Source organism: Desulfosalsimonas sp., assembly GCF_055149105.1.
On sequence record NZ_JBSRLA010000019.1, the window covers coordinates 48,595 to 60,365 of the forward strand.

The following is an 11,771-nucleotide window of genomic DNA, read 5'->3' on the forward strand; positions in this document are numbered from 1 at the left end:
AATAACTTCGTTCAAGGTTCAAAGTTCAAGGTTCAAAGTTCAAGGTTCAAAGTTCAAGGTTCAAAGTTCAAGGTTCAAAGTTCAAGGTTCAAAGTTCAAAAAAATAAAATCAAAGCTTTTTACAGGCTCATCACCCCTTGACAACGGCAATGGGCCGGAGCCGGGCCACTTTTTTGGATATGCCGGAGCCGTGCACCACGTTGACCACCTCGGTGACGTCCTTGTAGGCTTCGGGCATTTCCTCTGCCATGGTGCCCCGGCCCGCGGCCCGGACATAAATGCCCCTTTTTTCCATTTCCTGTTGCAAAAACCGGCCCTTTGCGGCTTTTTTGGCTGCCTTTCGGCTCATGACCCGGCCTGCGCCGTGGCAGGTGGAGCCAAATGTTTCTTCCATTGCCTTTTGCGTGCCGGCCAGCACATAAGAAGCCGTGCCCATGTCCCCGGGGATCAAAATGGGCTGGCCCGTATCCCGGAAAGCCGGGTCCAGGCCCGCATGGCCCGGCCCAAAGGCCCGGGTGGCGCCTTTGCGGTGAACACAGACCTTCCGTTTTTCCCCTTCGATAACATGGGTTTCGGTTTTGGCGATATTGTGGCACACGTCATAAATCATCCGCATTCCCAGATCCCGGGGGCTTATGCCCAGGGTGTGCATCAACACCGTTTCTGCCATGTGCAGCAGGACCTGGCGGTTGGCCCAGGCAAAGTTGGCCGCGCACGCCATTGCCCGGTAATAAGCCTGTCCTTCCGCAGATCGCACCGGCATACAGGCCAGCTGCCGGTCGGGCAGGGAGATGCCGGATTTGTGCACTTTTTTGGTCATCAGCGCAAGAAAGTCATCGCAGATCTGATGACCCAGGCCCCGGGAGCCCGTGTGGATCAGCAGGGTCACCTGATTTTCGGCCAGGCCGAACACCCGGGCGGCTGTTGGATCATAAATGGTGTCCACCACCCCGATTTCCATGAAGTGGTTGCCCGAACCCAGGGTGCCAAGCTGGTTTTTGCCCCGGTCCATGGCCCGGTCGCTGACATCTGCGGGATCGGCGTTTTCCATGCACCCGCCTTCCTCGGTGCGCCCGGTGTCCGTATCACGGCCGTAGCCGTGGGAAACGGCCCACGGACTGCCTTTTTTCATGACCTTTTTGAGATCCGCCAAAGACAGCTTGACCATGCCTGTGGAACCCACCCCGGAGGGGATGTGTTTTTGCAGGGCAGCAACAAGGTCTTCCAGATGCGGCCGGATTTCCTTTTCCTCAAGGCCCAGGGCGGCAAGCCGCACCCCGCAGTTGATGTCATAGCCCACCCCGCCCGGGGAAATCACCCCGGAGTCCAAGTCAAAGGCCGCCACTCCGCCGATGGGAAACCCGTATCCCCAGTGGATGTCGGGCATGGCCATGGCCCGGCCCACAATGCCCGGAAGACTGGCCACGTTGACAAGCTGCCGGAAGGTTTCGTCCTTTTTGATCGCCTCCATGATCGCGTCACTGGCATAGATCCGGGCGGGTACGTTCATGTCCCCGGTCCTGGGAATCTCCCATGTGTAGGCGTCTGTTTGTATCAGCTCCATTGCCCTGTTTTCCTATACATCGAAAATTATTTGAACCTGCCAGCCGTCAGATGTTGGTGACAGGTTTGCGCTGTGATAGGTCACTGCTTTGATGTCTGCAAACACCGGATGCTTTTGCGGATCAAAGGCCCGGACGAAAACCCGGGCCTCCAGCCATGTGTCCCGGATTTCGACAATCTTTGCGGACCGGATCAGGCGCTGGTTTGCGGCCCACTCCAGCAGGCAGGCCCGAAGCCAGTTGATGAGCAGATCGGTTTGGTCAATGCCCTCAACGCAAATGGTTTGCGCATGCGTATCGGTTATCTGCCTTAAGTCCGTGATCTGTTCAAACAAAGCCCGGCAGGCCTCGGCAAACAGATCCGCCAGGGTGGGAGCCCACACCCGGATGCCGGTATCGGCTGTATGATCGATGACTTCGTAGGGCATAAGCGGCCTGCAATTGCTATTGGTGACTTTTCCACACCACCCGGCCGGTGTTTTGCGTGTGATAGCCGCCCATGTCATGGAGCCGTTCAATAAACTGTGCCGAGCCGATCATTTCCGTAAGCAGCCGGATTCTTCCGGATTCGGCAAAGGTTTCCGGGATTACCAGTTCATAGGATTCCGTGGCAACCGGGATAAAATCCAGGTCCAGGGCCCTGGCTGCGGCGCGAATACCCAGGCCCGCGTCCGCGGCCTGGCCGAGCACGGCCACGGCCACGGCCATATGTGTGAATTCCTCGTTTTCATATCCGGTGATCACGGCCGGATCAACGCCTGCGCCCCTGAGATGAAAATCGAGCAGCACCCGGGTCCCGGAGCCGGACTGGCGGTTGATAAACACCACGTCATCTCTTGCCAGATCGGTGATTGCCGACAGTTTTTTGGGATTGCCGGGCGCCACGATCAGACCCTGTTCCCGCTCTGCCAGGCGCACCAGGCGCACGGGCACATCCGGCAGAAACTTCTGTATATAGGAAATATTGTAGGAGCCGTCATGGGTATCGAGCAGGTGGGTGCCGGCAAAATGGCACAAGCCCTTTTTCACCGCCATGAGCCCGCCCATGGAGCCCACATGGCTCGATGACAGGCTGTAGCGGCTGGTTTCGGCCCGGAGCAGATCGGCCAGCACGTCTATGGCATTGTCATGGCTGCCCACGGCCACGATGGTGTCCTCAATGGATCTGCGGTCCTTTAAAAGCCTGGCCGAAACGGTATCATCCTCCCGGATGCCCTCCTTGTCCGCGTCAATGCGGATGATGCCGTGGGCTTCGGTAATGCTGGTGATGGTGCCGGCGCCCCGGGGCAGGGGAGTGGCCACGATGCTGGCGCCCACTTTTCCGAGCTTGACCCGAACAAATTGTTCCATGCCGAGCCTGCCGGCAATTTTTCGGGTGGGCCGTACATGAATGGTTTCAGGCTCGGGTTCGGCCCGGCCCAGCATGGCGCAGATCAGGGGGGTAACAAATTGTTCAAAGGCCATGATGGCAGACACCGGGTATCCGGGAATGCCAAAGGCGGGCTTGTTGTTGATTTCACCGATCACAACGGGTTTTCCGGGCATCATGGCCACGCCGTGGACATAGACTTCTCCCAGCGATTCAATCACCTGTCTGGCAAAATCCTCGCTGCCCGAAGAAGACCCCCCCATAATCAGGATCATGTCCATATCCGGGTCCTGGGCCGCCTCAGAAACCGTTTTGGAGATCAGTTCGAAATCGTCGGTCACAATGTCGTGACGGATGTATTGCGCCCCCAGCTCCTTTGCCATTTGCCCCAGTACATGGGAGTTGGATTCGATTACCCGGCCCGGGGCAAGCGTTTCCGGCATCTGCCGGTGATTCACCAGTTCCGGGCCGGTGGGCAGCAAAAACAGGCACGGTTTGGCCAGAACCGAAACCTCCGTGATGCCGCCGGCCAGCAGGGCGCCGATGCAATAGGAGGTGATGCGGTGGTGGCGGGCAAACAAAAGCTCTGTGGCCACGATGTCTTCTCCCATGCGGCGCACGTGCTGCCAGGGAAAGGCCGGGGCCTCGATTTGGATGTGGTGTTCGTCAATGATCTGGATGTCTTCGATTATGATCACCGCGTTTGTGTCTGCGGGCATGATGTGGCCGGTGTTGACAAATACGGCCCGGGTGCCGGTTTCAAGAATTTTGGGATTGGCCTCTGTTGCACCGAAGGTGGCCTCCGCGTTTACGGCCGCGCCGTCCATGGCCGCTGCATGAAAACCCGGAGACGAAAGCCGGGCATAGACCGGTTGGGCCAGGATGCGCCCTGCGGCCTTGGTGACGGCAACGGTCTGGCCACGGTCGGCCGGCCGGAGATCAAACCGGTCAGACAGCAGATCCCGTGCTTCCCGGAGGGTTTTCATTTTAAGGTAGATATTGCGGCTGCTGCTCATTTTTTTCCTTTTGGATGCCGGCTCAAAAAACGGCGGATTTACCGGAGAAGTGTCACAAAAACGGTTTCGCCTTTTTCCAGCCCCTCGGTGTTCATATCAATTTCAATGAGCCCGTCTGCCTCCACCAGGGTGCGGATCAGGCCTGAAGGTCCAAGAATGGGTTCGGCGTAAAACCGGCCCTGGTCTTCCTCGATCCGGACTCTTATGTAATCGGTGCGGCCCTGAACGGATGCCAGGTTGCGCGTGAGTTCGGCCGTGATCCGGTCGTACTGGCGATAAGATAATGCATTGCCGCTGATGTGTCCAACAAACCGGGCCACGATTCGGTCAAAGACCACCATGGCCGAAGCAATCTGTCCGGGCAGTCCCCAAAGGGCCTTTTGACCGGTTTTTGCCAGGATTGTGGGTTTTCCCGGACGGATGGGAATGCCATGGAACAGGATTTGGGAATCAGGTAGCGATTCAATCACTTCCAGAGTCAGGTCCCGGGTTCCCACGGAACTGCCGCCGGATATCAAAACCATGTCGGTTTCCGCAAGGGCCCGGGTGCAGGTGTTGTGCAGTGCCTCAAACCGGTCTGCAACAATGCCGTATGTCCGGGCAATGCCGCCGGCCTGGGCCACGCATCCGGCAAGGCAGTAAGTGTTGACATCCCGGATTTGACCGGGTCCCGGGGTTTGGCCGATTTCCACGAGCTCGTCGCCCGTGGAGATAATGCCGATCACGGGTTTTTTGAAAACCCGGATGGTTTCCATTCCCAGGGCGGCCATCAGGCCCATTTCCTGGGGACGGATACGGCTGCCGGCGGCAAGCATTTTCTGGCCGGAGGCCACGTCCTCGTCTGCGGCCACGACATTGGTGCCCGGGGCCACGCTTTTATAGATTTCCAGGGCGGTTTCATCGAGTTTGGCCGCATGTTCGACCATGACCACGGCATCTGCGCCCTGGGGCAGCATGCCGCCTGTGGCAATGGCCGCGGCCTGGCCTTGGCCCACGGGGGTTTGCGCGGCCATTCCCATGTGCACGGTGTCGATGATCTCCAGGTACGCCGGGCTGGATTCAGACGCGCCAAAAGTGGCTGCGGCCCGTACGGCAAATCCGTCCATTGTGGATCTGGCAAAGCCGGGCAGATGGGTTTGGGCAACAATTTCCCGGGCCAGGATCCGGCCGCAGGCCTCGGCTGTGGGCAGTTTTTCCGTGCCCACAGGGGCAAATTCAAAAATGCGGTCAAAAACCTGTTGAACCGGTGTGGCGGTAAAAAATTCCTTGGTCATGGTATCGGGTCCGGCAAAGATGATGAGCCTGTAAAAAGTCTTTTTTACAGGCAGCGTTAAGTTTTAAGTGTTAAGTAAAATCAATAAGTTATTTGTTTATTGGTTGGCGGTTATCTCCGATTTGAGACTTTTTACGATTCCATCAAAGATGACAAATGATTAAAAAAGATCGGAAATGGCCGGCTGGTCCAGGACTTCCCGGTGGATTTCTCCCCGGGCGACCCGGACCACAGGGCCGCTCATATGGACATGATAATGGTCATCCATGCGGATCTGTAGTTGTCCGCCGGGCATGTGAACGGTGATTTCAGCATCACACAATCCCAGCCGGCGGGCCACGGCCGCGGCCGCTGAAGCACTGGAGCCCGAGGCAAGGGTGTAGCCCGCGCCCCGCTCCCAGATTTCAATGGCCAGGTTGGCGCGGTCCAGGATTTTTGCAAACTGGACATTTGTGCGGTTGGGAAACATCTCATGGGTTTCGATCACCGGTCCCAGCCGGCGGGTTTGTTCCACGGAAATTTCGTCGCTGACAATTACGCAATGGGGGTTTCCGATGGTGGCGGCGCAAAATTTGAGGGTCTGGCCGGCGATGACCATGGATTCATTGATGACTTCCCGCTGATCCCCGGTGACCGGGATCTGGGTGCTGGTAAAGCTCACCTGTCCCATTTCCACTGAAATCATGTGTCCGGCGTCACTGACCTGCGCTGTGACCGGTCCGCCCAAGGTGTTGATGGCAAAGGGCTTGTCCGCCACCCGATCCCGGTCATAAAGATATCGGGCGAAAATGCGCAGGCCGTTTCCGCTTTTTTCCGCCTCACTGCCGTCCGGGTTGAAAATGCGGACCCCGAAGGCCCCGTTATCCTCAAAAAACGGGCCCAGCAGAATTCCGTCAGCCCCGAGCCCGCACTGGCGGTGGCAGATGCGGCGGATGGCCCCGGCCTCAAGATCGTTTTCGGCCTGTCCGGGTTCAATGACAATATAGTCGTTTCCCAGTCCGTGATATTTGTAAAATTCCATAGCTTTATTTCCCTGACAGTTTGTTGCACGCCACAAAATTGCCTGAAAACTATTTAAACCTATATATCTTATCAGCCCCTGCTCCGGCAAACAAGAAAATTGACACCAGATAAAAGTGTTTCAGAAATTGATGGTTTCGTAAAAAGCTTTTTACCGCGTCCGCTGTTTGTCAGGAAGGAAGCCCTGCGGTCGGCGTCGGCTTTTTCGCTCCTGACCGTTTTTGCGGATTGATCAAATGCCTTTGCCTAAAATTTACAAACGCGCCCTGCCTTGCTCAAACAGTTTGAAATCTTTATGCAAAAACGCTCAATGTCGCTTCAAAAGCCGACCCCGCCCTTGGGCTTCCCTGGAAGGGTTCTTGTCGGGCCAGCCCACGGGACCGGGCATGAAAACAACGCTTTTTAAGACTTGTTGGTGTTGCTTCCGACTCCCTTGGTGTGAAACTTTGCACACAGTCGGCCATGATGCCGGCCCGGGGGTGGTTTGCGAGTCGCATTGAGCGCGCAAGCGGTCAGGGAGCAAACCGCCACCGGGCCGGCATCATGCGAAAATTGTAGCATCAAGCACGAACAGCCAGTTTTTTGAAGTTACTTCGAGGCTTTTCGGGTTTCTGTCGAGTTTTTGAGCACCGGGTTTTTTCTGTCACAGAGAAAATCCTTGTGTTTATCCAAAAGATGTCTATATTGCCCCTTGCCCGGCGCATAATTGCCGGCCGGGCGGTCAATTTTGCATAAAATTCGAAGAAAGGCCCCAATTGTCAGATACCAACACTGAAAATCAAATCAGAAACATTGCCATTATTGCACACGTGGATCATGGCAAGACAACCCTTGTGGATGCCATGTTCCGGCAAAGCGGATTGTTTCGCGACGGCCAGGAGACCGATGAGCGCATCATGGACAACATGGACCTGGAGCGGGAGCGGGGCATTACCATTGCCGCCAAGAACTGTTCGGTGATGTGGCAGGGCGTGCGCATCAACATGATCGACACCCCGGGGCATGCGGATTTCGGCGGGGAGGTGGAACGGGCCCTGATTATGGCAGATGCTGCGCTCCTGCTCGTGGACGCCTCAGAGGGGCCCTTGCCCCAGACCCGGTTTGTTTTGAGAAAAACCCTTGAGGCCGGCCTTTCCGTCATTGTCCTGATCAACAAGATTGATCGCAAGGATGCCCGGCCCGATGCAGTGCTAAATGAAATCTATGATCTTTTCATTGACCTGGGGGCTGATGACCGGCAGCTTGATTTTCCTTATTTTTATGCTGTGGGAAGAGACGGGATTGTCAAACAGCGCCTGGATGAAGATGCCGATAACCTGCATGTCCTGTTTGATACCATTGTCAGCCATGTGCCGCCTCCGGCCTGCGACCGGGAAAAACCCTTCCAGATGCTTGTGGCCGACCTGGGCTACAGCGATTACCTGGGCCGGCTGGCCGTGGGCCGGGTGACAAACGGCGAGGTAAGGGCCGGCGATCATCTGGTGTGTGTCAAAAATTCCGCCACGCGGGTGCCCCTGAAGGTCTCCCGGCTGCAGGTGTATAAAGGCGCTGCCCTGTGCCCGGTGGATTCGGCCCGGGCGGGCGATATTGTGATTTTGTCGGGAATCGAGGACGTGGCCATCGGCGATACCCTCTGTGCCGGCGACCAGCCCGAGGCCCTGCCCCGGGTGCACGTGGACGAACCCACCATTTCCATGGTGTTTATGCCCAGCGACTCACCCTTTTCCGGCCGGGAGGGCAAATATGTGCAGTCTGCCAAAATCCGCCAGCGGCTTGTAAAGGAAACGCTTTTAAACGTGGCCATTGATTTGAAAGACACCGGGGAGCGGGACCGGTTCGTGGTCATGGGCCGCGGGGAGTTTCAGCTGGCCATTTTGATTGAAACCATGCGGCGCGAGGGTTTTGAGTTCTGCGTGGGCCGGCCCGAGGTCATCACCAAACATGAAAACGGCCAGAAGCTCGAACCTGTTGAGCATCTTTATGTGGACTGCAGTGAAGCCTATCTGGGCGTGGTCACGGAAAAACTATCCGCGCGCAAGGGCAAAATGGTGCACCTGGAACACACCGGTTCCGGGCAGGTACGAATGGCGTTTTCAGTGCCGGCAAGGGCGCTGATCGGTTACAGGGACACCTTTCTCACAGACACCCGGGGCACCGGGATCATGAATGCCAATTTTGCCGGATGGGAAGCTTTCCGGGGCGATTTCCCCACCCGTCTGACCGGCTCTCTTGTGGCCGACCGGCCGGGCACTGCGGTCACTTATGCCCTGTTTCACCTGGAGCCCAGGGGCGAGTTGTTTATCCGTCCCGGAGATGCGTTCTACGAAGGTATGGTGATCGGCGAACACAGCCGGGAAATGGATGTCAACGTCAATCCGTGCAAGGAAAAAAAGCTCACCAACATGCGCGCTTCCGGAAAGGACGAGTCTCTGGTGCTCGCCCCGGTCAAGCCCATGACCGTGGAGCGGGCCATCGATTTTATCCGCGCCGATGAACTCGTTGAAATCACGCCCAAGTCAATACGGATCCGAAAGGATGTCCTTGCTGCGCACAAACGGCGCCAGCGCCTTTGCAGAAGCGCCTGACAGGGCCGGGGGAAGTTAATCAAGTTTTTCGAAAAACTCTTTTTCCGCCCCGCACTTGGGACATACCCATTGATCCGGCAGATCGTCAAAAGCTGTTCCCGCCAAAACACCGTTTTCAGGATCCCCCTCTGCCGGGTCATAGACATATCCGCACGGGCATTCATATTTATCCATTGTTTGATTCTCCTGATGGTCATGTGCCGGCTTGCGCAAATGCTTACCGGTGGGTGGTGATCAGTTTCAAGGCAAGGGCGGCAAACACCGTGCCCGCCACCCGATTCAGCCATATCTGCGCCTTTGGTGATCCGGCAAACCAGTCCCCGATGGCGCCGGCCAGCAGGGCGATCATGCCGAAAATCAGTACCGTGGCCGCAATAAAGATAAGCCCCAGCATCAGGATCTGCAAACTCACCGGTCCTTGCGCCGGATCAGCGAACTGGGGCAGAAACGCCAGAAAAAAGATGGAAACCTTGGGATTGGTCAGGTTCATGACAATGCCCCGGCCGTAGAGATGTCTGCCCTTGAGCCGGGGCTGGCTGTTTTTTTCCAGCTTTGAGGCCCCGGCGGCAAAGCTCATCCAGGCCAGATAGAGCAGGTAAGCCGCGCCCGCGAGCTTCAGGGCGGTAAAGGCCAGGGCCGAGGCCTTGAAAATCACGGCCACGCCAAGGGCCACGGCTGTTGTATGGCCCACCAGGCCCGTGCAGAGCCCCAGAGTGACAAATATGCCCGACCATCTGCCGTGCAGGGCCGACTGGGTGAGCACGAAAATGTTGTCCGGCCCCGGGGCCAGGGCCAGGAGCACGGATGCCGAGAAAAATGCGATCATGGTTTCCGGGGCAATCATCATGGACTGTCTTTTTCTCCTGTGCCGGAAGGTTGATTTGCTGCCGGGTTGATTTCCACGGTAACATGGGACAAAGAGGCAATACTGCAAAGCTGCTGCTTGAAATCTTCAGGAGTTTGATGACTGCTGGTGCGCAGGGCCACGATGGCGCTGTGATGGCCAGGGCCGATTCTCCAGATATGCAGGTCTTCGACCTGTGTATCGGCCCCGTTTTCCAGGCGATCCCGGATCTGTCCGGCCAGGCCGGTGTCATTGTTGTAATCCAGCAGCACCCGACCGGTCTGGCCAAGCAGGCCAACCGACCAGCGGGTGATGACCAGCGCGCCCACAATGCCCATAACCGGGTCCAGAAACGCCCAGCCCCATGGCAGAAGCATGGCTGGCCATGTGCCAGTCGTCAGCCAGAAGCGCCATGGATCCGAACACCATGCCCGAGACAATCTCGGCCACCATGGTCACGATGGTCAGGCCGATGACAATCCTGGTTCTGCGCTCGTTGGCCTGCTGGTTGTCTGAAAAAAAACAGTGGTCATGAGGGCAGGAAAGGTCGCTGCGGCTGGATGAATTCATGGTTCGGTTCAGGCTTCCTGCGGTTTTAAAGTTTTTTCATCAACTGGTTGGCTGCGGTCAGCAGCGGATCCCAGACCGGACTGAAAGGCGGTGCATAAGGAAGATCGGTCTGGCCGAAGTCTTCAACACGCATCTGCGCATGCAGGGCCACGGCCGGGGCCTTGATGCGGTGGGCAACGCCTTCTTTGCCCACCATTTGGGCGCCCAGCAGCCGGCCGGATTTTTTGTCCCCCACCATGTGCACCCGGATGGATTCTGCCCCGGGGTGGGCATGGGCCCGGGACCGGGCGTCAATGGTCACAGATGCCGGTTCAAATCCGGCCGCCTCGGCTTCGCCGGTGCTGAGCCCGGTTCGGGCCACTTCCAGCTCAAAGGTTTTAAACACCGCGGACCCGGCAATCCCCTGAACTTCCACCGGCTTTCCGCAGATATGGTCAGCCGCGGCCCAGCCCCCCCGGTTGGCCAGCAGGGCCAGGGGTACCCAGGTTTTTTGACCGGTGACCACGTGATAGGCATCCGCGCAGTCGCCTGCGGCATAAATGAAAGGATTGGATGTCTGCATTTGCCGGCTGACCGAAATCGCCTGCTTTGGCCCCAAAGCGATGCCCGCATCCCCGGCAATCCCGCTGTTGGGAGCAACACCCAGGCCCATGAGCACCATGCCCGCCTCCAGGTCCCGGTCATTGCATACCACTGCCAGAGACGATCCGCGTTTTTCAATTTTTTCCACTCTTTGGTCCCGGTACAGATTCACATTGTGCTGTGCCAGGGTCTGTTGAACCACTTCTGCAATACTGCTGTCATAATTTCGCATAAAACCGCGGGTCACGCCGGTTACATGAATTCCCCGAAGGCTCAGGGCCTCTGCCATTTCCAGGCCGATATAGCCCATGCCCACGAGTATGGCCGATTCTGTCCTGTTGCCGGCCAAATAATCTTTGATGCTGCGGCCGTCTGACAGCCGTTTTAGGGGCAGCACGCCCTTGTGATCGATTCCGGGGATCTCGGGCATGACCGGCGAGGCGCCCGTGGCAATCAGCAGGTAGTCATAGGAAAATTCCAGCTTTTGGCCGGTATGATCCTTTGCCTGAACGGTTCTGGCCTCCGGGTCAATGGTTTCGGCCCGGCAGCCGGTTTTGAGATCAATGCCCTGTTTTTCCCGGAACACCTGGGCCTGGCGCACCACCAGGTCATCGATGTCCCGGTCCGGGTCGGCAATGTTATAGGGCATGCCGCAGGCGCTGTAGGAAACATCCATTGTTTCTTCGAGCACGGTGACGTTTGTCTCCGGCTGGTTTCTTTTGGCGCGGCTGGCCGCACTCATGCCCGCTGCATCGCCGCCGATGACCAGAAATTGCATTTGTCATTTCCTTTCCCTGGCTTTGGGACCTGCCAGGCCGGCCGGATTTTTGATTTGTTACCAAAACAAACAAGACGCGCTCGTAAAAAGTCGATTTTCAGATGGCGCCGTAAAAAGTTCAAGATCAAGGCTTGCGCGATTTCGAAGAATGCAGCGTACTTATCCGTACGTG

The 11,771-nt window shown here is 57.3% G+C and carries 12 protein-coding genes; 2 read left to right on the top strand and 10 right to left on the bottom strand.

Annotated elements, in window-relative coordinates:
* Positions 1 to 130: 130 nt before the first annotated feature.
* The 5 genes from ACTCIA_RS06640 to dapF form a co-directional block, all read right to left on the bottom strand.
* Positions 131 to 1,564 carry an RtcB family protein gene (locus ACTCIA_RS06640; protein WP_463001019.1) on the bottom strand — a complete coding sequence of 478 codons (1,434 nt, stop codon included), beginning with the start codon at positions 1,562 to 1,564 and terminating at the stop codon, positions 131 to 133.
* Between the two features lie 12 nt (positions 1,565 to 1,576).
* Positions 1,577 to 1,990, bottom strand: coding sequence for an archease (locus ACTCIA_RS06645; protein WP_463001020.1), 414 nt, complete (start codon positions 1,988 to 1,990; stop codon positions 1,577 to 1,579).
* A gap of 16 nt (positions 1,991 to 2,006) precedes the next feature.
* Entirely contained in the window at positions 2,007 to 3,947 is a 1,941-nt protein-coding gene (locus tag ACTCIA_RS06650; RefSeq protein ID WP_463001021.1) for a molybdopterin biosynthesis protein, read from the bottom strand.
* Between the two features lie 38 nt (positions 3,948 to 3,985).
* Positions 3,986 to 5,221: a molybdopterin molybdotransferase MoeA gene (locus tag ACTCIA_RS06655; protein WP_463001022.1), complete on the bottom strand. Its 1,236-nt coding sequence runs from the start codon at positions 5,219 to 5,221 to the stop codon at positions 3,986 to 3,988.
* Between the two features lie 159 nt (positions 5,222 to 5,380).
* Positions 5,381 to 6,241: a diaminopimelate epimerase gene (gene dapF / locus ACTCIA_RS06660; protein ID WP_463001023.1), complete on the bottom strand. Its 861-nt coding sequence runs from the start codon at positions 6,239 to 6,241 to the stop codon at positions 5,381 to 5,383.
* 754 nt (positions 6,242 to 6,995) lie between these two features.
* Between dapF and typA the strand changes: the two genes are divergently transcribed.
* Positions 6,996 to 8,825 (top strand): translational GTPase TypA, encoded by a 1,830-nt coding sequence (typA, locus tag ACTCIA_RS06665; RefSeq protein WP_463001024.1) that lies wholly within the window; start codon positions 6,996 to 6,998, stop codon positions 8,823 to 8,825.
* A gap of 15 nt (positions 8,826 to 8,840) precedes the next feature.
* On the opposite strand, the gene ACTCIA_RS06670 is transcribed toward typA, so the two are convergent.
* From ACTCIA_RS06670 to ACTCIA_RS06680, 3 genes are read right to left on the bottom strand one after another with little or no spacing between them, the layout of a single operon-like run.
* A complete protein-coding gene (locus tag ACTCIA_RS06670) occupies positions 8,841 to 8,999 on the bottom strand; it encodes a rubredoxin (RefSeq protein WP_410268500.1) in 159 nt (52 codons plus the stop codon).
* Between the two features lie 43 nt (positions 9,000 to 9,042).
* A complete protein-coding gene (locus tag ACTCIA_RS06675; RefSeq protein ID WP_463001025.1) occupies positions 9,043 to 9,672 on the bottom strand; it encodes a LysE family translocator in 630 nt (209 codons plus the stop codon).
* The gene (locus tag ACTCIA_RS06680; RefSeq protein ID WP_463001026.1) at positions 9,669 to 10,046 is read right to left on the bottom strand and encodes a cation diffusion facilitator family transporter; all 378 of its coding nucleotides are present in this window, start codon (positions 10,044 to 10,046) and stop codon (positions 9,669 to 9,671) included. The genes ACTCIA_RS06675 and ACTCIA_RS06680 overlap by 4 nt, the downstream gene beginning before the upstream one ends.
* On the opposite strand from ACTCIA_RS06680, the gene ACTCIA_RS06685 reads away from it, so the two are divergent.
* A complete protein-coding gene (locus tag ACTCIA_RS06685; RefSeq protein ID WP_463001027.1) occupies positions 10,034 to 10,204 on the top strand; it encodes a hypothetical protein in 171 nt (56 codons plus the stop codon). The genes ACTCIA_RS06680 and ACTCIA_RS06685 overlap by 13 nt on opposite strands.
* A 60-nt stretch (positions 10,205 to 10,264) precedes the next feature.
* Here the strand turns inward: ACTCIA_RS06685 and ACTCIA_RS06690 are convergent, their stop codons facing one another.
* Positions 10,265 to 11,599 (bottom strand): FAD-dependent oxidoreductase, encoded by a 1,335-nt coding sequence (locus ACTCIA_RS06690; protein ID WP_463001028.1) that lies wholly within the window; start codon positions 11,597 to 11,599, stop codon positions 10,265 to 10,267.
* A partial coding sequence (locus ACTCIA_RS06695) for a hypothetical protein (protein ID WP_463001029.1) occupies positions 11,560 to 11,771 on the bottom strand: 212 nt, incomplete at its 5' end. The genes ACTCIA_RS06695 and ACTCIA_RS06690, both read right to left, overlap by 40 nt.